27 protein-coding genes and 1 other annotated feature are annotated in these 23,424 nt (G+C 58.9%); of the genes, 19 read left to right on the top strand and 8 right to left on the bottom strand.

Going from position 1 to position 23,424, the window contains the following annotated elements:
* The first annotated feature begins 141 nt into the window (after positions 1–141).
* The gene (gene kdgR / locus ACK3SD_RS10105; protein WP_137763436.1) at positions 142–933 is read left to right on the top strand and encodes a DNA-binding transcriptional regulator KdgR; all 792 of its coding nucleotides are present in this window, start codon (positions 142–144) and stop codon (positions 931–933) included.
* 53 nt (positions 934–986) lie between these two features.
* Here the strand turns inward: kdgR and ACK3SD_RS10100 are convergent, their stop codons facing one another.
* The 4 genes from ACK3SD_RS10100 to kduI all read right to left on the bottom strand — a co-directional run bounded on the left by ACK3SD_RS10100 (position 987) and on the right by kduI (position 4,938).
* Positions 987–2,378 (bottom strand): L-cystine transporter, encoded by a 1,392-nt coding sequence (locus ACK3SD_RS10100; RefSeq protein WP_481125385.1) that lies wholly within the window; start codon positions 2,376–2,378, stop codon positions 987–989.
* Between the two features lie 194 nt (positions 2,379–2,572).
* Positions 2,573–3,136, bottom strand: coding sequence for a metal-dependent hydrolase (locus ACK3SD_RS10095; RefSeq protein ID WP_481125384.1), 564 nt, complete (start codon positions 3,134–3,136; stop codon positions 2,573–2,575).
* Between the two features lie 154 nt (positions 3,137–3,290).
* On the bottom strand, positions 3,291–4,052 hold the full coding sequence (kduD, locus tag ACK3SD_RS10090; protein ID WP_481125383.1) for a 2-dehydro-3-deoxy-D-gluconate 5-dehydrogenase KduD: 762 nt from the start codon (positions 4,050–4,052) through the stop codon (positions 3,291–3,293).
* A 49-nt stretch (positions 4,053–4,101) separates the two neighbouring features.
* Positions 4,102–4,938 (bottom strand): 5-dehydro-4-deoxy-D-glucuronate isomerase, encoded by an 837-nt coding sequence (gene kduI / locus ACK3SD_RS10085; RefSeq protein ID WP_137763432.1) that lies wholly within the window; start codon positions 4,936–4,938, stop codon positions 4,102–4,104.
* Between the two features lie 277 nt (positions 4,939–5,215).
* Here kduI and ACK3SD_RS10080 point away from each other — a divergent pair, with 277 nt between their 5' ends.
* On the top strand, positions 5,216–5,548 hold the full coding sequence (locus ACK3SD_RS10080) for a cupin domain-containing protein (protein WP_481125382.1): 333 nt from the start codon (positions 5,216–5,218) through the stop codon (positions 5,546–5,548).
* A 37-nt stretch (positions 5,549–5,585) separates the two neighbouring features.
* Here ACK3SD_RS10080 and hxpB read toward each other — a convergent pair whose 3' ends face one another.
* On the bottom strand, positions 5,586–6,251 hold the full coding sequence (gene hxpB, locus ACK3SD_RS10075) for a hexitol phosphatase HxpB (RefSeq protein WP_481125381.1): 666 nt from the start codon (positions 6,249–6,251) through the stop codon (positions 5,586–5,588).
* Between the two features lie 148 nt (positions 6,252–6,399).
* On the opposite strand from hxpB, the gene ACK3SD_RS10070 reads away from it, so the two are divergent.
* Positions 6,400–6,948, top strand: a complete 549-nt coding sequence (locus tag ACK3SD_RS10070) for a YniB family protein (protein ID WP_137763429.1) — start codon at positions 6,400–6,402, stop codon at positions 6,946–6,948.
* Between the two features lie 9 nt (positions 6,949–6,957).
* Here the strand turns inward: ACK3SD_RS10070 and ACK3SD_RS10065 are convergent, their stop codons facing one another.
* Both ACK3SD_RS10065 and ghoS read right to left on the bottom strand, forming a co-directional pair.
* On the bottom strand, positions 6,958–7,827 hold the full coding sequence (locus ACK3SD_RS10065) for a fructosamine kinase family protein (protein WP_481125380.1): 870 nt from the start codon (positions 7,825–7,827) through the stop codon (positions 6,958–6,960).
* A 167-nt stretch (positions 7,828–7,994) separates the two neighbouring features.
* The gene (ghoS, locus tag ACK3SD_RS10060) at positions 7,995–8,300 is read right to left on the bottom strand and encodes a type V toxin-antitoxin system endoribonuclease antitoxin GhoS (protein WP_137763427.1); all 306 of its coding nucleotides are present in this window, start codon (positions 8,298–8,300) and stop codon (positions 7,995–7,997) included.
* A 125-nt stretch (positions 8,301–8,425) separates the two neighbouring features.
* Between ghoS and ACK3SD_RS10055 the strand changes: the two genes are divergently transcribed.
* The 10 genes from ACK3SD_RS10055 to ihfA all read left to right on the top strand — a co-directional run bounded on the left by ACK3SD_RS10055 (position 8,426) and on the right by ihfA (position 17,777).
* Entirely contained in the window at positions 8,426–9,064 is a 639-nt protein-coding gene (locus ACK3SD_RS10055) for a transglycosylase SLT domain-containing protein (RefSeq protein WP_137763426.1), read from the top strand.
* 99 nt (positions 9,065–9,163) lie between these two features.
* Positions 9,164–10,294, top strand: a complete 1,131-nt coding sequence (locus ACK3SD_RS10050; protein ID WP_481125379.1) for an ABC transporter substrate-binding protein — start codon at positions 9,164–9,166, stop codon at positions 10,292–10,294.
* Between the two features lie 272 nt (positions 10,295–10,566).
* Positions 10,567–12,495, top strand: a complete 1,929-nt coding sequence (gene thrS / locus ACK3SD_RS10045) for a threonine--tRNA ligase (RefSeq protein WP_137763424.1) — start codon at positions 10,567–10,569, stop codon at positions 12,493–12,495.
* 3 nt (positions 12,496–12,498) lie between these two features.
* Positions 12,499–13,050, top strand: a complete 552-nt coding sequence (infC, locus tag ACK3SD_RS10040) for a translation initiation factor IF-3 (RefSeq protein ID WP_137763423.1) — start codon at positions 12,499–12,501, stop codon at positions 13,048–13,050.
* Between the two features lie 96 nt (positions 13,051–13,146).
* On the top strand, positions 13,147–13,344 hold the full coding sequence (gene rpmI / locus ACK3SD_RS10035) for a 50S ribosomal protein L35 (RefSeq protein WP_137763422.1): 198 nt from the start codon (positions 13,147–13,149) through the stop codon (positions 13,342–13,344).
* A 39-nt stretch (positions 13,345–13,383) separates the two neighbouring features.
* Positions 13,384–13,740, top strand: a complete 357-nt coding sequence (gene rplT / locus ACK3SD_RS10030) for a 50S ribosomal protein L20 (protein ID WP_013576134.1) — start codon at positions 13,384–13,386, stop codon at positions 13,738–13,740.
* A gap of 113 nt (positions 13,741–13,853) precedes the next feature.
* Positions 13,854–13,978: a sequence feature (Phe leader region), on the top strand.
* Positions 13,859–13,903, top strand: a complete 45-nt coding sequence (pheM, locus tag ACK3SD_RS10025; RefSeq protein ID WP_168195886.1) for a pheST operon leader peptide PheM — start codon at positions 13,859–13,861, stop codon at positions 13,901–13,903. (Overlaps the previous feature by 45 nt.)
* A gap of 112 nt (positions 13,979–14,090) precedes the next feature.
* A complete protein-coding gene (gene pheS, locus ACK3SD_RS10020; protein WP_137763421.1) occupies positions 14,091–15,074 on the top strand; it encodes a phenylalanine--tRNA ligase subunit alpha in 984 nt (327 codons plus the stop codon).
* Positions 15,075–15,088: 14 nt separating this feature from the next.
* Positions 15,089–17,476 carry a phenylalanine--tRNA ligase subunit beta gene (gene pheT / locus ACK3SD_RS10015; RefSeq protein ID WP_481125378.1) on the top strand — a complete coding sequence of 796 codons (2,388 nt, stop codon included), beginning with the start codon at positions 15,089–15,091 and terminating at the stop codon, positions 17,474–17,476.
* Between the two features lie 4 nt (positions 17,477–17,480).
* Positions 17,481–17,777 (top strand): integration host factor subunit alpha, encoded by a 297-nt coding sequence (ihfA, locus tag ACK3SD_RS10010; RefSeq protein ID WP_004717732.1) that lies wholly within the window; start codon positions 17,481–17,483, stop codon positions 17,775–17,777.
* Between the two features lie 271 nt (positions 17,778–18,048).
* Here the strand turns inward: ihfA and ACK3SD_RS10005 are convergent, their stop codons facing one another.
* Positions 18,049–18,189 (bottom strand): hypothetical protein, encoded by a 141-nt coding sequence (locus ACK3SD_RS10005; RefSeq protein WP_168195782.1) that lies wholly within the window; start codon positions 18,187–18,189, stop codon positions 18,049–18,051.
* Between the two features lie 250 nt (positions 18,190–18,439).
* Here ACK3SD_RS10005 and ACK3SD_RS10000 point away from each other — a divergent pair, with 250 nt between their 5' ends.
* The 6 genes from ACK3SD_RS10000 to lplA all read left to right on the top strand — a co-directional run bounded on the left by ACK3SD_RS10000 (position 18,440) and on the right by lplA (position 23,119).
* Positions 18,440–18,904 (top strand): DUF2502 domain-containing protein, encoded by a 465-nt coding sequence (locus ACK3SD_RS10000; protein ID WP_481125377.1) that lies wholly within the window; start codon positions 18,440–18,442, stop codon positions 18,902–18,904.
* A gap of 148 nt (positions 18,905–19,052) precedes the next feature.
* Complete coding sequence (gene btuC / locus ACK3SD_RS09995; RefSeq protein ID WP_481127529.1) at positions 19,053–20,063, top strand: vitamin B12 ABC transporter permease BtuC; 1,011 nt, start codon at positions 19,053–19,055, stop codon at positions 20,061–20,063.
* Between the two features lie 60 nt (positions 20,064–20,123).
* On the top strand, positions 20,124–20,675 hold the full coding sequence (locus tag ACK3SD_RS09990; RefSeq protein WP_137763417.1) for a glutathione peroxidase: 552 nt from the start codon (positions 20,124–20,126) through the stop codon (positions 20,673–20,675).
* A 1-nt stretch (position 20,676) separates the two neighbouring features.
* Positions 20,677–21,432 carry a vitamin B12 ABC transporter ATP-binding protein BtuD gene (btuD, locus tag ACK3SD_RS09985; RefSeq protein WP_481125376.1) on the top strand — a complete coding sequence of 252 codons (756 nt, stop codon included), beginning with the start codon at positions 20,677–20,679 and terminating at the stop codon, positions 21,430–21,432.
* A 163-nt stretch (positions 21,433–21,595) separates the two neighbouring features.
* Complete coding sequence (locus tag ACK3SD_RS09980; protein ID WP_137763415.1) at positions 21,596–22,069, top strand: NlpC/P60 family protein; 474 nt, start codon at positions 21,596–21,598, stop codon at positions 22,067–22,069.
* A 33-nt stretch (positions 22,070–22,102) separates the two neighbouring features.
* Positions 22,103–23,119 (top strand): lipoate--protein ligase, encoded by a 1,017-nt coding sequence (gene lplA / locus ACK3SD_RS09975; RefSeq protein ID WP_481125375.1) that lies wholly within the window; start codon positions 22,103–22,105, stop codon positions 23,117–23,119.
* Positions 23,120–23,424 lie beyond the last annotated feature (305 nt).

The raw sequence follows: 23,424 nt of genomic DNA, 5'->3' as shown, positions 1-23,424 counted from the left end.
GCAGGAGAAAGCGTGTAAGGGCGGAAAAAGTGCCGTAGATTGCTATGGTGATTGCATTTCTCTTATACTGAATTGCTGTTCTGATTTTTTTAAAACCCATTCATGCCCGCGGCCATTGGTCGCTGAAACAGGTAAGACACCATGGCGATTGCAGATCTTGATAAACAACCCGATTCCGTCTCATCCGTGCTGAAAGTCTTCGGCATCCTTCAGGCGCTGGGGGAGGAGCGGGAGATCGGCATCACCGAGCTTTCGCAGCGGGTGATGATGTCCAAGAGCACCGTCTACCGTTTTCTGCAGACCATGAAGTCATTGGGCTATGTCGCGCAGGAGGGGGAGTCGGAGAAGTATTCACTGACGCTGAAACTGTTTGAGCTGGGTGCCAAGGCGCTGCAAAACGTCGATCTGATCCGCAGCGCGGATATCGAGATGCGTGAACTCTCCAAATTGACGCGCGAGACCATCCACCTCGGTGCGCTGGATGAGGACAGCATCGTCTACATCCACAAAATTGACTCGATGTATAACCTGCGCATGTACTCGCGCATTGGCCGCCGCAACCCGCTGCACAGCACCGCCATTGGCAAGGTACTGCTCGCCTGGCGTGACCGTAATGACGTGGCGGAGATCCTGTCACAGGTGGAGTTCACCCGCAGTACCACGCGTACCGTAGGCAGCGCCGAGGAGCTGATGCCGGTGCTGGAGACGGTGCGCGAGCAGGGCTACGGTGAGGACAATGAGGAGCAGGAGGAGGGGCTGCGCTGCCTGGCGGTGCCGGTCTTTGACCGCTTTGGGGTGGTAATTGCTGGCCTGAGCATGTCTTTCCCCACCATCCGTTTCTCGGAAGAGGCCAAGGCCCACTATGTGGAGATGCTGCACACCGCCGCCCGCAATATCTCTGAGCAGATGGGCTACCACGACTACCCCTTCTAAATTGCAGCCATAAAAAAAGGCCGGGATAACCCGGCCTTTTTTGTGTGCGCTGCTTAACGGTGTGCCAGTTCAGCGCTCTCGTCTGCGTTCATCACGCTCTTATCGGTCTGACGCATCAGCTGGCTGGTCACCGTACCGGCGGTCATGGAACCGCTGACGTTCAGCGCGGTACGGCCCATGTCAATCAGCGGCTCTACGGAGATCAGCAGCGCTACCAGCGTCACGGGCAGGCCCAGCGCCGGCAGCACGATCAGCGCGGCGAAGGTCGCACCGCCGCCCACGCCCGCCACACCGGCCGAGCTGAGGGTCACGATGCCCGCCAGGGTGGCGATCCATGCTGGGTCAAACGGGTTGATGCCCACGGTCGGGGCCACCATGACGGCCAGCATCGCCGGGTAGAGGCCGGCACAGCCATTCTGGCCGATGGTGGCACCAAAGGAGGCGGAGAAGCTGGCGATTGACTCCGGCACGCCAAGGCGGCGGGTCTGCGCTTCCACGTTCAGCGGGATGCTGGCGGCGCTGGAGCGGCTGGTGAAGGCGAACGTGATCACCGGCCAGACCTTGCGGAAGAAGCGGCCAGGGTTAACGCCGACGCCTGCCAGGAACAGCGCGTGCACCACGAACATGATGCCGAGGCCGAGGTAGGAGGCGACCACAAAGCTGCCCAACTTGATAATGTCCTGCACGTTGGAGCCAGCAACCACTTTGGTCATCAGCGCCAGCACGCCGTACGGCGTCAGTTTCATCACCAGACGCACCAGCTTCATCACCCAGGATTGCAGGGTGTCGATGGCGGTCAGCACGCGCTCGCCTTTAACTTTGTCATCTTTCAGCAGGTGCAGCGCGGCCACACCCAGGAAGGCGGCGAAGATCACCACGCTGATGATGGAGGTCGGGTTGGCGCCGGTCAGTTCGGCGAACGGGTTTTTCGGCACAAAGGAGAGCAGCAGCTGTGGCACGGTCAGGTCAGAGACCTTGCCCGCATAGTTGCTCTGGATGGCGGCCAGACGCGCGCTCTCTTGCGCACCCTGCACCAGCCCTTCGGCGGTCAGGTTAAACAGCCAGGTCACGAACACGCCCACCAGTGCGGCGATAAGCGTGGTGATCAGCAGCGTACCGATGGTCAGCAGGCTGATTTTGCCGAGTGAAGAGGCGTTATGCAGCTTGGCAACGGCGCTCAGGATGGAGGCGAACACCAGCGGCATCACAATCATCTGCAACAGCTGCACGTAGCCGTTGCCGACAATGTTGAACCAGCTGATGGACTCTTTCAGCGTGGCGCTCTCTGCGCCATAGACCGCCTGAAGCCCCAGGCCAAACAGCACGCCCAGCACCAGACCGGCCAGCACCTTTTTCGCCAGGCTCCATTGGGTGCGGCGGGTCAGCGCCAGCAGCCACAGCAGCGCGACAAACACCACAATATTTATGACGAGCGCAAGGTTCATACTCATCTCTCCAGAAGTAAACGGGTTAAACAGTGAATCATTTGCAGGTTGGTCCGATTGACAGAACCTTCACCTGATAAAGCGATGGCGCATAGGGTAACAGGCCGCATCGCGCGGCCTTATAACCAGATCTTATGGCTTATAACTTTTTGTGTTTTTTTGTGTGATCTTTCACCGGCTTGATGATAAGCCGGTCAGATAGACGTGAAGTTTTTGATCAGCGCGCCGACATCCTGCAAGTGCAACATGCTCGCCAGCGCTGGCCCCTGTTGCCACCAGACCGCCAGCCCCACCAGCAACAGGCAGAGGGTGCGCTCCCGCTGGTTGCCGCGCTGGCTGTTGAGGATCGGCATACGGAAGCGCCAGCGGAAGGGCCACAGCAGCGGTACGCCAGCCGGCGTCAGCATGTCCGCCACGATGTGGCTGAGGTAGCCGACAATCATGGCATGTAGCACATCCAGCGGGATGCCCCACTCCGGCGGCAGTTTGGCGCGGAACAGCAGAATGCCGATCGCCACTGCCAGCAGGCTATGGGTAAAGCCACGGTGGCCAAACATGCGCGAGATCGGGACGGAGATCCACTTCAGCCGTCGGCCAAGCAGCGAGCGGGGGTGATCAATGTCGGGCAGCAGGGAGGTAACCAGCGCGCTGGGAATAATGTGCCACCAGTCGCCTTGGGCCAGCTCAGGGGTAAGCTCGGCCTTTTTCGCGAAAATGGCGCAGGCAACGGAAAAGATGAGATGCCCTTCGGCGGTCATAACCAAACATCCTGACGGGTAAAACTGTTATTTTATCCAGTATAAGGCATATTCAGGAACGGCGGAAGCGGTGACGGTGTAACTATTTGCAAGCACAGGGAAATATCGTGCATAAAAAACGCGGCCATTGGCCGCGTGATAAAGGGAGGGGACGTTAACGCGCCAGCCAACCGCCGTCAACCGCCAGCGTGTAGCCGTTGACATAGTCCGAGGCGCTGGACGCCAGAAATACCACCGGCCCCATCATATCCTCTGGCACCCCCCAGCGGCCTGCCGGGATGCGGTCGAGGATCTCCTTGCTGCGATCCTCATCCTCACGCAGTTGCTGGGTGTTGTTGGTCACCATGTAACCTGGCGCGATGGCGTTGACGTTGATGCCATGCTTCGCCCACTCGTTGGCCAACAGGCGGGTGACACCCAGTACCGCACTCTTCGAGGCGGTGTAGGAGGGGACGCGGATGCCGCCCTGATAAGAGAGCATCGAGGCGATGTTGATGATCTTGCCGCCGTCGCCCTGCTGGATAAACTGCTTTGCCACCGCTTGTGACAGGAAGAAGACGGTTTTGATGTTGACGTTCATCACCTCGTCCCACTCCTGCTCACTGAACGCCAGGGCGTCCTGGCGGCGGATAATGCCAGCGTTGTTGACCAGGATATCGATGCGGCCAAAGTGCGCCACCGCCTGCTCCAGAATGCCGGGGATCACCTCGATGCTGCTCAGGTCCGCCCGGATACTCAGGAAGCGACGCCCGAGCGCTTCCACCGCCTGTTGGGTCTCGCCAGCGTCAGAGTGGGTGACGCCAATAATGTCGCATCCCGCCTGCGCCAGCCCGATGGCCATTCCCTGACCCAACCCGGTGTTGCACCCTGTTACCAGGGCCACTCGATCTTTCAGTTCAAACGCGCTCAGCATCATCGTTCACTCTCTTATGGTAGCTGTTTTATGCAGGTGAAGGTCACGGCGTCTAGCGCAGGTCGCGGACGGCGACGTGGTCCATATCGCCGAAGACCTGATTTTCGCCGATCATGCCCCAGATGAAGGTGTAGCGCTTGGTGCCGACGCCCGCGTGGATTGACCAGCTGGGCGAAATCACCGCCTGCTCATTCTGCACCAGCAGGTGGCGCGTCTCCTGCGGCTGGCCCATCATGTGGAATACGGCGGTCTCTTCATCCATGTCGAAGTAGAAGTAGACCTCCATCCGGCGCTCATGGGTGTGGCACGGCATGGTGTTCCACAGGTTGCCGTCGGCCAGCTTGGTCAGCCCCATCGTGAGCTGGCAGGTGGGGAGCACGTCCGGCACGATAAATTTGTTGATGGTACGGCGGTTGCTGGTGGCATCCTCGCCCAGCGTCTGCGGCGACGCCTCAGCCAGCGTGATTTTGCGGTTGGGGTAGGTGGTGTGCGCCGGCGCGCTATTGTAGTAGAACTTGGCCGGGCGTGATGCCTCGACGCTGCTGAACTCCACCACCTCTGCGCCTTTGCCGACGTACAGCGCCTCTTCGTTGCCTACCTCGAAGGTTTCGCCATCCACCACAATCAGCCCCGGCCCGCCAATGTTGATCACGCCCAGTTCGCGGCGCTCCAGGAAGTAACTCACCCCCAGCTGCTTGCCCACCTCGCCGCCAATGGAGACCGTCTTCTGCACCGGCTTGATGCCGCCAATGATGATGCGGTCGATGTGGCTGTAGGTCATGGTGTAGGTATCGTCTTCAAAAATCTTTTCAATCAGGAACTCACGGCGCAGGCCGGCGGTGTCGAGCTGTTTGGCGTGGTCGCTGTGGATGCTTTGACGGACTTGCATGTCAGTGCCTCATAGGGATTGGGGAGGAAGGGAGAGGGATGCGTCGGGCAGAGGGAGAGGCCGCGTGGCAGCGACAGCCTGCCCATCTTGGGCACCCGGTGCACCCTCGTCTTCACAAAGCATAGTGCCGGCGGTATATGAATTCAATAAAAATGAAATAACGTTTTATTTATACTTTGAGCAGCGTCATGCTTTTGCACCTCGGTAGCTGACGCCCAGCTGGATGGGGCTGCTATGATTGCCCAAGCAATCCCACTTATGACGACAGGAGCAGGGTATGAACACATTCTTTTTTGATCAGGAGACCCCATGGGAAGATCTAGGGCGGGGCGTCAGACGCAAGGTAATGACCTGGAGCGAAGATTTAATGATGGTGGCGGTGCAGTTTGATGAGGGTGCGGTCGGCACGCCGCACAGCCATGAGATCCATGACCAGATCGCCTACGTGGCCGCCGGCAGTTTTGAGGTGGAGATTGAGGGGGTGAAACGGGTGCTGAAAACCGGCGACGCCTACCGGGCGGTAAAACATGAGATGCATGGCGTGGTGGCGCTGGAGCCAAACAGCCTGCTGATTGACACCTTTTCGCCAAAACGCGCCGACTTCCTCTAAGCGTGTGAACGGGCGGCACGCCGCCCGCCATGCCGCCTTAGCGCAAGTGCTCCGCAGTCAATTGTGCCAGGGAGTCCAGCCGGATGTCAGCCAGCGCCCAGCGCACGTCCCCCCGATCCCCCGGCGCGGGCACCACGATAGAGCGCATCCGCGCCGCCTTGGTGGCGATCATGCCGTTGACCGAATCCTCCAGCGTTACGCAGTTCAAGGGATCGACCCCCAGTTGCTGCGCCGCCAGCAGGTAGACCTCCGGGTGCGGCTTGCTGTAGGCGAGGGGCTGGGCCGAGACGCGCACCGGGAAATCCGCCTCCAGCCCAAACATCGCCAATACCCGGTCAATCATCATACGCGGCGAAGCAGAGGCGATGCCGATTTTCAGCCCCAGCTGGCGACAGAGCGCCAGCGCGTGGCCGACGCCCGGCAGCAGCGGCTGTTGCTGCTCGACCAGCGCCAGGGTGCGGTCAATGATACGCGCCGCTACCTCCGCCTGACTCGGGCCTTGCCACGGCATCGTTTGATACCACATCGCCACCACCTGATCGATGCGTAACCCCAGCGTGTCGGGCAGGCTGTCACGCTGGGAGAGATCCAGCCCCAGCGTGCCGAAAATATCCAGCTCGGCTTGAGTCCATAGCGGCTCTGAATCAATCAGCAGGCCATCCATATCAAAAATCACGGCGTGTATCGGGCGAACATAGGCCATGCGCAACGGCTCCTCGTGGCAAGTGAACGGAATCTGCCGCCACTGTAGCACCGTGGCCGCACTCTGCTAAATGATTAAATGGTTGGGCGGAATTTCTATCTGTGGGTAAACTTGGCAGATGGAAATCACGTCTATACAAGGGGAAACCATGACGTATCAACAGGCGGGGCGCATCGCCGTGCTTAAAAGGATTGCGGGCTGGGTGGTCTTTATCCCGGCGCTGCTCTCGACGCTGGTATCACTGCTGAATTTTATCTACGCGCAGAGCAAGCAGACGCAGGGCATCAATGCGGTCATGATCGATTTCATGCATGTGATGATTGAGATGGCCCGCTTCAATACGCCTTTCCTAAACACTTTCTGGCAAAATTCGCCGGTGCCCGTGCTGGGGCAGGGGTTAGCTGGCGCCAACCTGATGTTCATCCTCATCTATATTTTGATCTTTGTCGGACTGGCGCTGCGCGCCTCGGGCGCGCGGATGTCACGTCAGGTACGCCATGTGCGTGAAGGGGTGGAGGACCAGATGATCCTCGAGCAGGCGCGCGGTACGGAGGGGCGCAGCCGGGAGCAGGTGGAGGAGAGAATTAGCCTGCCGCACCACACCATCTTCCTGCAATTCTTCCCGCTCTATGTGCTGCCAGTGATCATTGCGGTGCTGGCCTGGCTGGTGCTGCGGCTGGTGGGGCTGATTGCCTGAGGCCGCGTCTCAGGCATTCTCCGGGTAGAGCAACTGGTCGACGGCGCGCTGCGCCGCCACCAGATGCTGGCCGCCAAACAGGTTGCTGCGGTTGAGCAGGGTATAGAGCTGGTAGAGCGGCTGGCGATCCAGAAAGTCAGCTGGCAGTGGCCAGATGCTCTGGTAGCCGTCATAGAGCTGGGCGGCAATCTGCGGGTAGCGCGGCAGCAGCGCCAAATCGCACTCGCGGTCGCCCCAGTAGCAGGCCGGGTCAAACAGCACGGGTCCCGCCGGGCCAAGGGCGCAGTTGCCTGCCCACAGGTCGCCATGCAGCAGCGAGGGCTGGGGCTGGTGGCCGTAGAGCCGCTGTTTGACCGCCTCAATAATCTCCTCCATGTTGCCGAAGGTCATGCCCTGTTCGGCCGCCAACTGTAACTGCCAGCCAATGCGCTGCTCGGCGAAGAAGGTGCTCCAGCGCCGCTGCCAGCTGTTGGGCTGCGGCAGCGTTGCCAGTTCATTGTCAAAATCCAGCCCAAACTGCAACTGCTCGCTCCACTGGTGCAGGCAGGCCAGCTGCTGGCCAAGGCGGTAGGCCCCGTGGCCATCCAGCGGGCGCAGGGGAATGAACTCCAGCAGCAGGAAGCTCTCCTCACGATCGCTCCCCACGCCATACACCTCCGGCACCCGCACCGTCTGGCTGCGTGCCAGCAGCGCCAACTGATCCGCCTCGGCAGTGAACATCGGCAGAAGATCGCGGCGGTCAGCCTTGACGAACACCTCGTGCTCGCCGTAACTGAGCCGCCAGGCCGGGTGGATTTCACCGCCGGGCAGTGACACGCGCTCGCGGATCTCCGCCGGGCCCAGGTGATCATTCAACAGGTGACTGATGGCTTGCCACATACTATTCCCCTCCGTCCGGCCGATGATTCATCAGGTTGCATGCAAATCACTGATTACGATCTGGCGCACAGGCTGGCGCGTGGGCGCCCGCCGGGGCAGGTTGCCCTAAGAAGTATATACGCGTTTGATACTACGGCTAAAAAAAGAGCAACTTTTTCCGGCGCTATTCACTCCTTGGGCGTCAGCCGCGTCTGGTCAATCTGCGCCAGATAGTCCGCCAGTGTCTCCAGCGTCACTTCCGGGCGTCGCCCCAGCGCCGTTTCACCTAGCCGTTCGGCCAGTTCCCGCGTCTCCTCCTCGCTGCGCACGCCGGTCACGCCGTAGCTGTTGCTGCCCAGTTCGTGTAGCACGCCCTGTTCATCCGTCAGGGTGGTGGTGAAGCCGGCCAGCGTCAGCTGGTTGGTCAGGTTGGCCGGGTCTGCCAGACTCTCCTCCTGGTAGCGGAACGTCACCACATAGCGTTGGATATCCATACTGTTTCTCCTGATTAATGAGATATTCATCAGGATAGTCCAATAATCCTATTCAGGTGCCGCTTCGCTGCCGGTATGCTGACGCGCACCCCCGCTTAACGCGTTTGAATAAGGAAGAGAGCCACGTGAAGCGACAGATCGGTTATTTGCTGGCGGTATTGCTGCTGGCCAGCTGCGCCAGCCATAAAGAGGCCCCACAGCCCGCACGGCGCGGCAGCAATCAGGTGTTCACTGGCACCAATATGGCGGCACTGGAGTACGCGAACGTGATCCATCAGGCCGCCCGACGCTATAACGTCGATGAGACGCTGGTGAAGGCGATTATCCAGGTGGAGTCGGGTTTCAACCCGGCCGTGGTCAGCCGCTCCAACGCCATTGGGCTGATGCAGCTGAAAGCCTCGACCGCCGGGCGGGACGCTTACCAGCTTAAAGGCCGACGTGGTCAGCCGAGCAGCCGCGAATTGAAGGATCCGGCCATCAATATCGATTTGGGCACCGCCTACCTCAGTATGCTGCAACGCCAGCTGGCAGGCATCGACAACCCGCTGACCCAGCGGTATGCCATCACCGTGGCTTATGTTAACGGCGCGGGCGCGCTGCTGCGCACCTTCTCCTCCGATCGCCAGCAGGCCGTGCGCGCCATCAACCGCCTCTCGCCAGAGGACTTCTACGCCCATATTCAGGCCAAGCATCCGGCCCCGCAGGCACCGCGCTATCTGTGGAAAGTGAACACCGCTTACCAGTCGCTGACCCCGGATGCCTAAACGGCAGCACACTGGCGAGGGGAAAAGCGGCCGGGGGAGATTGATAATGCAATCAATTCTCATTACTATCTCGGCACACTTTATTTACAGGAGTTCCTTGTGCCACGTTTCCTCTCCCTGCTGGCTGCCGCTGTGGCGCTCAGCTGTGCCGCGCCGGCGATTGCCACCACCTATCCGTTGACCGTCACTGACACCGCCGGGCAGATCCTGACCCTTAAACAGGAGCCGAAACGCATCATCGTGCAGGATGGCCGTGACATTCTGGCGCTGGCGCTGCTGGATCGTGAAAATCCTTTTGGCCGCGTGGTGGCCTGGAACAACCTGTTGAAAAAGGGCGACAACGCGACCTGGCAGATCCTCGACACCAAATGGCCGGCGGCGAAAAAAATTCTCGACATGGGCTTCAGTGACAAAGGGGAAGTCAATCTGGAGAGCGTGATTGCTGAGCGCCCTGACCTGATGATCGCGCAGCTGCGCGCCAAGCCGGCCCTGAGCGAAACCGGGGTGCTGGAGAAGATGAAGGCCCTGAATGTGCCAGTGCTGTTTATCGACACCATGCAAAAGCCGGTGGAGGACACGCCGAAGAGCATCACGCTGCTGGGCGAAGTGCTCAACCGCGAGCAGGAGGCCAAGGAGTACACGGACTTCTACCAGCAACACTACCGTATGCTGCTCGACAAGACCGCCAGCGTTGAGCCAAAACCGCTGGTGTTCATTGAGGCGAAAGCGGGCCTTGGCGGGCTGGATGCCTGCTGCTTTACCCACGCCCACGTAGGGTGGGGCGCGCTGGTGGAAGCGGTTGGCGCGCGCAATGTCGGCTCCTCCCTGCTGCCCGGCCCGACGGGTGACGTCTCGCTGGAGAAAGTGATCAGCCTGAAACCGGATGTCTATATCGTCTCTGGTTCCCAGTGGGCCAGCAAGAATAACGCGGCAGTGCCGTTCGGTTACAACGTCACGCAACAGCAAGTGGATGCTGCTTTCAATACGCTGCGCACACGTGCGGGCTTCAGTGAAGTTAAGGCGCTGCGTGACAACCGCTTCTACGGCGTTTACCACAACTTCTATAACCACCCGTACAACATCGTTGGGCTGGAGTTCCTCGCCAAGGACATCTACCCACAGCAGTTCGCCGGCCTCGACCCGAACCGCACCTGGAGTGAGATCCTGAGCCGCTTCACCACCATCCCGGCTGGCACCGGCGTGCTGGGCGCTCAGGCACCGGCCCAGTGATTTCCCGGCCCGGCCACTGGCCGGGCCTTCGCTTTCCCCTCTCTGCATCAACCAATCTGCCGATCGCCAAGAAAGGGGTTGGAATCAGCAAATTATTTAGTGTTACTATCCACAGGCTGTCCGGCTTTGGCCGGAGGATCCACTGTTTGCCCGGTTGGGGGGAAATGTAACAATTGTGGGTTAGATTTTCGCTCAACACGCTGAATATACACTTAAATTTATTACTGCATGTGAACTGTCGTGTGGTTCACCACTGTAGATAAGGAATTATCATGCCTGTTATTACTCTTCCAGATGGAAGCCAGCGCCACTTTGACCATGCCGTCTCCCCGATGGATGTCGCCATGGATATCGGCCCGGGCCTGGCGAAAGCCTGTATTGCTGGCCGCGTCAACGGCGAGCTGGTTGACGCCAGCGACCTGATCGAGGCGGATGCCCAGCTGGCCATCATCACCGTTAAGGATCAGGAGGGGCTGGAGATCCTGCGCCACTCCTGTGCGCACCTGCTCGGCCATGCCATTAAGCAGCTCTGGCCGGACACCAAAATGGCCATCGGCCCGGTGATTGACAACGGTTTCTACTATGATGTCGACCTGGATCGCACCTTGACGGACGAAGATCTGGCGCTGCTCGAAAAGCGTATGCACGAGCTGGCGGACAAAGATTATGACGTCATCAAGAAGCGCGTGAGCTGGCAGGAAGCGCGTGACACCTTCGAGTCGCGCGGTGAGACCTACAAGATGGCTATTTTAGATGAGAACATCAGCCATGATGACCATCCGGGCCTCTACCATCACGAAGAGTACGTGGACATGTGCCGCGGCCCGCACGTGCCGAACATGCGCTTCTGCCACCACTTCAAACTGCAAAAGACCTCTGGCGCCTACTGGCGCGGTGACAGCAAGAACAAGATGCTGCAACGCATCTATGGCACTGCCTGGGCGGACAAGAAGCAGCTGAACGCCTATCTGCAACGTCTGGAAGAGGCGGCCAAGCGTGACCACCGCCGCATCGGCAAGCAGCTTGATCTCTACCACATGCAGGAAGAGGCACCGGGCATGGTGTTCTGGCACAACGACGGCTGGACCGTGTTCCGTGAGCTGGAAGCCTTTGTGCGCATGAAGCTGAAAGAGTACCAGTACCAGGAAGTGAAAGGCCCGTTCATGATGGACCGTGTGCTGTGGGAAAAGACCGGCCACTGGGACAACTACAAAGAGGCGATGTTTACCACCTCCTCTGAGAACCGTGAGTACTGCATCAAGCCGATGAACTGCCCCGGCCACGTGCAGATCTTCAACCAAGGCCTGAAGTCCTACCGCGACCTGCCGCTGCGCATGGCCGAGTTCGGCAGCTGCCACCGCAACGAGCCGTCAGGCGCGCTGCATGGCCTGATGCGCGTGCGCGGCTTCACCCAGGATGATGCCCACGTCTTCTGTACCGAAGACCAGGTGCGTGATGAGGTGAACAGCTGCATCAAGATGGTGTACGACATGTACAGCACCTTCGGCTTTGAGAAAATTGTGGTAAAATTGTCGACCCGTCCGGAAAAACGTATCGGCAGTGACGAGATGTGGACCCGCGCTGAGGATGACCTGGCCGCAGCGCTGACTGAGAACGACATTCCGTTTGAGTATCAGCCGGGTGAGGGCGCCTTCTACGGCCCGAAAATTGAATTTACCTTATATGATTGTTTGGATCGCGCGTGGCAGTGTGGTACCGTGCAGCTCGATTTCTCTCTGCCAGGCCGTCTGAATGCCTCTTACGTTGGCGAGAGTAACGACCGTCAGGTCCCGGTCATGATCCACCGCGCCATTTTGGGGTCTATGGAGCGCTTCATCGGTATCCTTACCGAAGAGTACGCAGGCTTCTTCCCAACCTGGTTAGCACCGGTGCAGGTTGTGGTGATGAACATCACCGACAGCCAGTCCGATTACGTCGATCAAGTGACCAAAAAATTGCAAGAAGTCGGCATTCGAGTGAAAGCGGACTTGAGAAACGAGAAGATAGGCTTTAAAATTCGCGAACACACGTTACGTCGTGTCCCGTATATGTTGGTCTGTGGTGATAAAGAGGTCGAAGCAGGCAAAGTGGCCGTTCGTACCCGCCGCGGGAAAGACCTGGGAAGCATGGACGTTAACGAAGTCGTAGACAAACTGCTCAACGAGATTCGCAGCAGAAGTCTTCATCAACTGGAGGAATAGAGTATTAAAGGCGGAAAACGAGTTCAACCGGCGCGTCCGAATCGCATTAACAGAGAAATTCGCGCCCAAGAAGTTCGCCTAACAGGCGTCGATGGCGAGCAGATTGGTATTGTCAGTCTGAATGAAGCTCTTGAGAAAGCTGAGGAAGCGGGCGTTGATTTAGTCGAAATCAGCCCAAATGCCGAGCCGCCGGTGTGCCGTATTATGGATTACGGCAAATTCCTCTATGAGAAGAGCAAATCTACCAAAGAGCAGAAGAAAAAACAGAAAGTTATTCAGGTCAAGGAAATCAAATTCCGACCTGGTACCGATGATGGCGACTATCAGGTCAAACTACGCAACCTGGTTCGCTTTCTGGAAGATGGCGATAAAGCCAAAATCACCCTGCGGTTCCGTGGGCGTGAAATGGCGCACCAACAGATCGGTATGGAAGTGCTTAACCGCGTCCGTAAAGACCTGTGTGAAGATTCTGATCTGGCCGTTGTCGAATCCTTCCCTACGAAGATCGAAGGCCGTCAGATGATCATGGTGCTCGCACCTAAGAAGAAACAGTAAGGCTTCCAAGTAAAAACTCCCGCGCTGCGTTCGCGCAGTGTGGGTTTTTTTCGCCTGCTGATTCGTTGTAATTAACAATGCGAAGTGGAAATTAAAATGCCAAAGATTAAAACTGTACGTGGCGCCGCTAAACGCTTCAAAAAGACCGCTAAAGGTGGTTTTAAGCGTAAGCACGCTAACCTGCGTCACATTCTGACCAAAAAAGCTACCAAACGTAAACGTCACCTGCGTCCTAAAGGCATGGTTTCCAAGAATGATTTGGGCCTTGTCGTCGCTTGTCTGCCGTACGCATAATTAACTTTTTTTAACTCAGAATAGAACTCAGGAGAGCATATGGCTCGCGTAAAACGTGGTGTGATTGCACGTGCACGTCACAAAAAAATCTTAAAACAGGCGAAAGGTTACTACGGTGCTCGTTCGCGCGTATATCGTGTTGCCTTCCAGGCAGTTATCAAAGCTGGACAATACGCTTACCGTGACCGCCGTCAGAAAAAACGCCAGTTCCGTCAACTGTGGATCGCACGTATCAACGCTGCGGCCCGTCAGAACGACATGTCTTACAGCAAATTCATTAACGGCCTGAAAAAAGCCTCTATTGAAATTGACCGTAAGATTCTGGCTGACATCGCAGTCTTCGACAAAGTGGCCTTCAGCGCACTGGTTGAGAAAGCGAAAGCAGCTCTGGCGTAAGTCAGATGAAAAGAGGGAGCTTGCTCCCTCTTTTTACGTTGTAATTCAAAGAACAATTGACTTTTACCGCCGCTAGCCCCGACAATAGCCGTCAGTTGATTTCCAAGGTAATGCAAGCATGAATACCGCTGTTTTCCGCTTCTTTTTTTACTTTAGCGCCTGATTTCAGGAGGCTTCTGCGCGTAAGAAAAGAAACGAAAAGTAGCGCCAAAGCCTCCCTCGCGGAGGCTTTTTTTTTGGCGAAATGAGCAGGCAATTTGTCTCGCCCTTGCAAACCATTCAGTGCCTTGCAGGAGTGGGAGAGGGTTGTCCGGCGCGAATAATAAACAAAGATCGAGAAGAGGAAAGCAATGCCACATCTCGCAGAGCTGGTTGCCAACGCGAAGGCAGCCGTAGAAGACGCCAAAGATACTGCCGCGTTGGAGTTGGTGCGCGTCGAATATTTTGGCAAAAAAGGCCACTTTACCCAGCAGATGCAATCCCTGCGCGAGGTGCCCACCGAGGAGCGCCCGGCTGCCGGTGCGGTGATCAACCAGGCGAAGCAGGAAGTGCAGGACGCCCTGAATGCCCGTAAAAGTGAACTGGACAGCGCCGCCCTGAACGCGCGTCTGGCGCAGGAGACCATTGATGTCTCGCTGCCCGGCCGCCGCATGGAAAATGGCGGGCTGCACCCGGTGACCCGCACCCAAGAGCGTCTGGAAGCCTTCTTTGGCGAGCTGGGCTTCTCCGTCGCCACTGGCCCGGAGATTGAGGATGACTACCACAACTTTGATGCCCTGAATATTCCGGGCCACCACCCGGCGCGCGCTGACCACGATACCTTCTGGTTTGACGCCACCCGCCTGCTGCGCACCCAGACCTCTGGCGTGCAGATCCGTACCATGGAGAACCAGCAGCCGCCGATCCGCATCATTGCGCCGGGCCGCGTCTACCGTAATGACTATGATCAGACGCACACCCCGATGTTCCACCAGATGGAGGGGCTGATCGTGGATAAGGACATTAGCTTCACCAACCTGAAGGGCACGCTGCACAACTTCCTGAACAACTTCTTTGAGGCCGATCTGCAGATCCGCTTCCGTCCCTCCTACTTCCCGTTCACCGAACCCTCTGCGGAAGTGGATGTGATGGGTAAAAACGGCAAGTGGCTGGAAGTGCTGGGCTGCGGCATGGTGCACCCGAGCGTACTGCGCAATGTTGGCATCGATCCTGAAGTCTACTCTGGCTTCGCCTTTGGCATGGGCATCGAGCGTCTGACCATGCTGCGCTACGGCGTGACGGATCTGCGCGCATTCTTCGAAAACGATCTGCGTTTCCTCAAACAGTTTAAGTAAGGCGGGAATATCACATGAAATTCAGCGAACTCTGGTTGCGTGAGTGGGTAAACCCAGCCATCAGCAGCAATGAACTGGCCGAGCAAATCACCATGGCCGGTTTGGAAGTAGATGACGTCGAGCCAGTGGCGGGCGCGTTCCACGGCGTCGTGGTGGGTGAGGTGGTGGAGTGCGGCCAGCACCCGAACGCCGACAAACTGCGCGTCACCAAGGTCAATGTGGGCGGCGAGCGCCTGCTGGACATCGTCTGCGGCGCGCCAAACTGCCGTCAGGGCCTGAAAGTGGCCGTTGCCACCGTTGGCGCGGTGCTACCGGGCGACTTCAAAATCAAGGCTGCCAAGCTGCGTGGCGAGCCATCAGAGGGCATGCTCTGCTCCTTCTCTGAGCTGGGCATTTCGGACGATCACAACGGCATCATTGAGCTGCCAGAAGATGCGCCGATTGGCACCGACATTCGCGAGTTCCTCAAGCTGGATGACAACACCATTGAGATCAGCGTCACGCCAAACCGTGCGGACTGCCTGAGCATCATTGGCGTTGCGCGCGATGTGGCGGTTAATAACCAACTGCCGTTGAATGCGCCGGAGATTGCGCCGGTTGCCGCTACCATTGCTGACACGCTGCCCATCAAAGTGGAAGCCACGGAAGCCTGCCCACGCTATCTGGGCCGTGTGGTGAAAGGGATCAACGTCAAGGCGGCCACCCCGCTGTGGATGAAAGAGAAGCTGCGCCGTTGCGGCATTCGCTCCATCGATCCGGTGGTGGACGTCACCAACTATGTGTTGCTTGAGCTGGGCCAGCCGATGCACGCCTTTGACCTGAACCGCATTGAAGGCGGCATCGTGGTGCGTATGGCGCAACCGGATGAGACGCTGGTGCTGCTGGATGGCAACGAAGTGACGCTGCGCGATGACACCCTGGTGATCGCGGACCACCAGAAAGCGCTGGCAATGGGCGGCATCTTTGGCGGCGAACACTCCGGCGTCAATGAAGAGACGCAGGACGTGCTGCTGGAGTGCGCCTACTTTGACCCGCTGGCGATCACCGGCCGTGCGCGCCGCCACGGCCTGCACACTGACGCTTCCCACCGCTACGAGCGCGGCGTGGATCCGGCGCTGCAACCCAAGGCTCTGGAGCGCGCCACGGCGCTGCTGCTGGCGATCTGTGGCGGTGAGGCTGGCCCGGTGATTGATGCCACCCACGAGGCGACTCTACCGCAGCCAGCGACCATCACCCTGCGCCGCGAGAAGCTGGCGCGCCTGATCGGCATCGAGATTGCCGATGAGCAGGTTAGCGACATCCTGACGCGCCTTGGCTGCACCGTGACCGCCACCGAGAATGGCTGGCAGGCAGTGGCACCGAGCTGGCGCTTCGACATGCAGATCGAAGAGGATCTGGTGGAAGAGGTGGCGCGCGTCTACGGCTACAACAATATTCCCGATGTGCCGGTCAGGGCCAATCTGGAGATGACCAAGCACCGTGAGGCCGATCTGCCGCTGAAGCGCGTGAAAACCCTGCTAGTGGATCGCGGCTACCAGGAAGCGATCACCTACAGCTTCGTTGATCCGAAAGTGCAGGCACTGCTGCACCCCGGCGAAGCAGCGCTGGTGCTGCCAAGCCCGATCTCGGTTGAGATGTCCGCCATGCGTCTCTCCCTCTGGACGGGCCTGCTCTCTGCTGTGGTTTACAACCAGAACCGCCAGCAGGGCCGGGTGCGCCTGTTCGAGAGCGGCCTGCGCTTTGTGCCTGATCAGGCGGCCGATTTGGGTATCCGACAGGATCTCATGCTGGCTGGGGTGATCGCGGGCAACCGTTATGAAGAGCACTGGGATCTGGCGCGCCAGCCAGTGGACTTCTACGATCTGAAAGGGGATGTCGAAGCAATTCTGGAGCTTACTGGCAAAGCGGCGGACATTCAGTTCCGTGCCGCGGCCAATCCGGCGCTGCATCCTGGCCAGAGCGCCGGCATCTATCTGCACGGCGAACACATTGGTTTCATTGGCGTCGTGCACCCAGAACTTGAGCGCAAACTGGATCTTAACAGCCGCACCGTGGTGTTTGAAATCCTCTGGAACAAGGCCGCAGACCGCGTGGTGCCTGACGCGAGCGAGATTTCCCGCTTCCCGGCAAACCGCCGTGACATCGCTGTTGTCGTGGCTGAAAACGTTCCGGCAGACGATATTTTGGCCGAATGTAAGAAAGTTGGCGCAAATCAGGTAGTTGGCGTAAACTTGTTTGATGTGTACCGTGGCAAGGGCGTGGCAGACGGTTTTAAGAGCCTGGCTATCAGTCTGGTATTGCAGGATACCGCTCGTACACTGGAAGAAGAGGAGATCGCCGCTACCGTTGCAAAATGCGTAGAGGCCCTGAAACAGCGATTCCAAGCATCCTTGAGGGATTGAACCTATGGCGCTTACTAAAGCTGAAATGTCAGAACACCTGTTTGAGAAGCTCGGGCTGAGCAAACGGGATGCGAAAGACCTGGTGGAGTTGTTCTTCGAAGAAGTACGTCGTGCTTTGGAGAATGGAGAGCAAGTCAAGTTGTCCGGGTTCGGTAACTTCGATCTGCGCGACAAAAACCAACGTCCGGGCCGTAACCCGAAGACGGGTGAGGACATTCCGATTACGGCGCGTCGTGTGGTAACTTTCCGTCCAGGCCAGAAGTTAAAGAGCCGGGTAGAAAACGCGACGCCGAAAGAGTAAGCAAACACCGTAAAAAAAGGCCGCCCAGTGCGGCCTTCTTTTTTATTCCTACCCGAGGTAATAAGATTCCGCCGATTGCAGCGAGACTTATTTCCTCAATTAATATCTTTCTTCAGTTCATGTAAATACTATTCAAGATTATTCTGATATCTGTTAAGAAATAATTAAGGGCAGCGGAAATAAAAAAGGGGAGCATCGCTCCCCTTAATTATTTGGTTGGCTATCATGTGGTTGAATAGACTTTCACACAGGATGGCGAGTACTGTGCACGTTAGCGCATATGGTGGAAACCGCCGCCTGGGCCGCCGCCACCGCCCCAGCCACCGCCGCCGCCCGGAGGCGGGAACAGGCAACCAGAAAGAGAAGAGACCACCAGAGCAACGCCCATCAGGGCAATTAATTTACGCATCATTGTTATAACCCTCTCATTGAAGAAATCCAGTATATGAAAGCCATTAAATAAAGCACGTAAGATTATCGTTAAGAGATGTTAAGGAGGGTGCTTATTAATAAAGAGCCAAAAATAAAAGCACAGAAATAACTAAGTGTAAGGATTATGTAAGGTCAGCGAAATAGATATGCAAACGAGCCATAAAGTGATGGCGGCTCCATTTTGGAATTGATATAAGAAGCCATGCCTAAATAAATAAGGTGAGCATAAAATGAAAACCTCTCTATTACTGGTGCGTAGTCTGGTGTTGTGCGGCGTATTGGCGTTGCCAGCGATTGCGCAGGCAGGTGTGTCTCTGGATATTAATGTTCCTGGCGTCTCGTTGCATCTGGGTGACCAAGATAACCGTGGTTACTACTGGGATGGCTATGACTGGCGCCCGCCGCAGTGGTGGCACAGTCACAAGGGCGGCCATATCGGTGACCGCAATGAGCGTGGGATGTACTGGAATGGCGGCGGCTGGCAGCAGCACCGTCCGGAGCATCGCAATAATGAGCCGCATAACAATGGGCCGCGCGGCCATGACAACCGCGGTAGCGACCACGGACGGGGCGGCCCGGACAACCACGGCAACGCCAATAATCATGGCGGCCCGGATAACCACGGTGGCCACCGCAACGGCGACAACCGCGGTGGCGAGCCAGTGCCGCCACAGGGCAGTGACCACCGCCCGTAACCCTCCCACCTCCCAGGCCGCCCTTGTGCGGCCTGTTTTTTTCTCCTCGTTGCCGTCACGCTTCCCGCTGCCGCCGCTTCCCGGTAGGATAACCCTTTGATCCCAGCCAGACCCGGTGATGCCAGAACCTATGCGACGCGCCACTCCAATCCCCACATCCGCCACCTTCACCCAGCTGTTGGCGCAACAACGCCGCCATGATGCCCGCCGTCTCGGGCTGTTATCGCTACTGCTGCTGGTGGGTGTGGTGCTCAGCCTGAGCGCCGGCGACAGCTGGATTGGGCCGACGCACTGGTGGGAGCCAGCCAGCCGCCTGTTTGTCTGGCAGATCCGCCTGCCGCGCGCGCTGGCCGTGATGCTGACTGGCGCGGCGCTGGCGATGGCGGGCGCAGTGATGCAGTCGCTGTTTGAGAACCCGCTGGCGGAGCCGGGCCTGCTTGGCGTCGCCAATGGCGCTGGCGTGGCCTTGGTGCTGGCGCTGTTTATCGGGCAGGGGGCGCTGCCCGGCTGGCTGGTCAGCCTCAGCGCCGTGGCAGGCGCCCTGCTGGTCACCTTTTTGTTACTGATGGTTGCGCGGCGGCGCCTACTCAGCAATGCGCGGCTATTATTAGTCGGCGTGGCGCTTGGCATCGTCGGCAGCGCCATCATGACCTGGGCGGTCTACTTCAGTACCGAACTCGATCTGCGCCAGTTGATGTACTGGATGATGGGCGGCTTTGGCGGGGTCGACTGGCAACAGGGCTGGCTGATGCTGGCGCTGGTGCCGGTGGTGCTCTGGCTTGGCGGGCAGGGGCGGGCGCTCAACCTATTGGCGTTGGGTGCCATCCCGGCGCGCCAGCTGGGACTGGATGTCGCCCTCTGGCGCAACCTACTGGTGCTGGCGGTCGGCTGGTTGGTTGGCGTCAGTGTGGCATTGGCTGGTGTGATTGGCTTCGTGGGCCTGGTGATCCCCCACATCCTGCGGCTGTGCGGCCTGACTGACCAGCGCCGCCTGTTGCCCGGCTGTGCGCTGGCCGGGGCGGGCATCCTGCTGCTGGCGGATGTGCTGGCACGTGTCGTGCTGCCTGCGGCGGAATTGCCGATTGGCGTGGTGACCGCCACGCTGGGCACGCCAGTCTTTATTTGGCTGCTGGTCCGGTTGCCGGGCCGGCAGGTGTAATGGCAACCCCTTTTCTGTGGCAGTCTACTGCCCAACCCACCTGAACGAAGGAGAGAAGCAATGAATCAAGTCGATTTTACTATCCCGTTGCAGACCATTGACGGTAAGGCCACCACGCTGGAGGCCTATAAAGGGTCGGTGCTGTTGATTGTTAACGTCGCTTCAAAGTGTGGTTTCACCAAACAGTATGAGCAGTTGGAGGAGATCTATCAGGCGTGGCATCCGCGCGGTTTTGAGGTGCTGGGGTTCCCGAGCAATGAGTTCGCCGGCCAGGAGCCGGGCAGTGAGGCGGAGATCCAGGCCTTCTGCCAGACCACTTATGGCGTCAGCTTCCCGATGTTCAGCAAGATTGAGGTCAACGGCGACAACCGCCATCCGCTCTATCAGGCACTGGTGGAGGCCTGCCCGACGGCGGTGCAGCCGGAGGAGAGCGAGTTTTACCAGAAGCTAGTGAGCAAGGGGCGCGCGCCGAAATTCTCCCAGGACATTTTGTGGAACTTTGAGAAGTTTCTGGTAGGCCGCGACGGCACGGTGATCCAGCGCTTTGCGCCGGACATGGGGCCGCAAGACCCGATCGTGATGGAAGCCATCAAAATCGCGCTGGCGAAATAACATGTTGTACCTGCGCCACTTTGCCGTGCCGGGGCGGCTGGCCCCGTTCAGCGCCGAGGTGGCGGCAGGCCAACAGTTGCATGTGATTGGGCCGAATGGGGCGGGCAAAAGCTCGCTGCTGGCGGCGCTGGCTGGGGTGATGCCCAGCCACGGGGAGGCCCGGCTGGCTGGGCAGCCCCTCATCGCCCTCAGTGGACGGCAGCAGGCGGGCTGTCGCGCCTACCTCAGCCAGCAACAGCCGCCGCTCGCCATGATGCCGGTTTTCCAGTATCTGGCGCTGCACGCCCCTCCGGCCGCTGGCCCGCGCGCAGTGGAGCAGGTGACGGCGCAACTGGCGGCGCGCCTGCGGATGGATGACAAGCTGGCGCGCATCACCACTGCGCTCTCCGGCGGCGAGTGGCAACGGGTGCGGCTGATGGCGGTGCTGCTACAAATCTGGCCCACCCTGAACCCCGACGCGCGCCTGCTGCTGCTGGATGAGCCAGCCAACAGCCTTGATGTGGCGCAACGCGCCGCCCTCGAGCAGCTGATCGCCGACCTCTGCCGCCACGGCGTGACGGTGATCCTCAGCGCCCATGACCTCAACCAGAGCCTGCACCATGCGCAACAAGTGTGGCTCTTGCACCATGGTGAACTGCTGGCCGATGGCCCGCCCGAGCAGGTGATTGATCCGGTGCGCCTTGGCCCGGTCTATGGCGTGGCGTTCCAGCGCCATACCACCGACGATCGCCACTGGATCATGACCCGCAGCGCCTGACCTTCCGCTTCCTACTGGGGTGTGGCAAAAAGTGGCTACACCCCGGTATTTCCACCGTTTTTTCATTGGCCGATCGCCAAAATCAGGCTACATTGAGCAGCATATCCGGCCCCGTTTGACGGCCTGTACAGGGTTTTCCGCTCGACATCAAGGATGTTCCGCCATGAGAATCTGGCCTCTGCTTATCAGCGTCCTCTTCGCCTGTGGGTTATTGGTAGGGTGCAGCAGCCATGCGCCGCCGCCCAGCGGCCGACTGGCGGACTCCATCACCGTGGTGGCGCAACTGCATGACCAGCTGCGCCAGTGGCGGGGCGCGCCCTACCGCTATGGCGGGCTGGATCGGCGCGGCGTTGACTGCTCGGGCTTTGTCTACCGCACCTTCCAGGATCGCTTTGACATCCAGCTGCCGCGCACCACGCGCGCGCAGACCGAGATCGGCACCAAGATTTCCCGCGATGAGCTGCTGCCGGGCGATCTGATCTTCTTCAAGACCGGCCGGGGCGAAAATGGCTTGCACGTCGGCATCTATGACACCGACGACGCCTTTATCCATGCCTCCACCAGCCAGGGAGTGACGCGCTCCTCGCTGGACAATGTCTATTGGAAAAAAGCTTACTGGCAGGCGCGGCGCATCTAGCGCCCGCCGGTGCCAGCCAACCGAGGAGGGTATATGGCGCCCCGTTTACGCCTGTTGTTATCAGACTCCCACGATCCCTGGTTCAACCTGGCCGTGGAGGAGTGTATCTTCCGCCAGGTCACTACCCAGCGGGTGCTGTTCTTGTGGCGCAATGCCGAAACCGTGGTGATTGGTCAGGCGCAGAATCCGTGGAAAGAGTGCAATACTCGCCGTATGGCGGCGGATGGCATCAAGCTGGCGCGCCGCAGCAGCGGTGGCGGCGCGGTGTTCCACGATCTGGGCAACACCTGTTTCACCTTTATGGCCGGCAAGCCGGAGTATGACAAAACCGTCTCCACGCAGATCATCCTCAACGCCCTGCATTCGTTGGGCATCCCGGCCACGGCCTCGGGGCGCAACGATCTGGTGGTCAACACGCCGGAGGGGGAGCGCAAAATCTCCGGCTCGGCCTACCGCGAAACCAGCGACCGGGGTTTCCACCACGGCACCCTGTTGCTGGATGCCGACCTCAGCCGGCTGGCGGACTACCTCAACCCCGATCCGAAAAAGTTGCAGGCGAAGGGGATCACCTCGGTGCGTGGCCGCGTCGCCAACCTGAATGAGCTGCGGCCCGGCATCCGCCATGAGCAGATCTGCCAGGCGGTGACCGAGGCATTCTTTGCGTGGTATGGCGAACGGGTGGAGGCGGAGGTGATCTCCCCACACCGTCTGCCGGATCTGCCCGGCTTCCCGGAGCAGTTTGCCAAGCAGAGCAGCTGGGAGTGGAATTTTGGCAAGGCACCGGCCTTTACCCATCTGCTGGATGAGCGCTTTGGCTGGGGCGGGGTGGATCTGCATCTCGACATTGAGCAGGGGCACATCAGCCGGGCACAGCTGTTTACCGACAGCCTGCACCCGGCACCGTTGCAGGCGCTGGCCGCCCGGCTGGTAGGCTGTCCCTACCGCAGTGGGGCAGTGGTTGAACGCTGTCAGGGGACGATCGCCGACTACCCCGCGCAGCAGGCCGAACTGGCACAGGTCTCGGCGTGGCTGGCTGGCGTGCTGGAGTAGTGACACCCGGAACTTATCACGCCTGCTTTATCTTTCTCCACCGCCGCACGCGGCACAATCACCACAAAATCAGCCGGCTGCACTGCCGGCTATTTTTCGCCGCTTTCGCGTCGGTGACGATGCTTAAACCGGGGTTCAGCGTTTCCCGGCACAGAGAATAAACAAAATCTTAATTTTGTCCCCTGCCTTTAATTTTTTCTTGAAAAACAAGATAATGCTCATATCCGCGTGAGGTTGCGTGTGGCGCAGGGAGCGCTGCGGTCTGGAGGCAAAAGCGTTGACAGGCAGGAGAGGATTGTTCAGGC

Source organism: Chimaeribacter sp. YP20170169 (genome assembly GCF_056739715.1).
The sequence above is the reverse complement of the archived record's forward strand: the minus strand, read 5'-3'. Positions and strand labels throughout refer to the sequence as shown.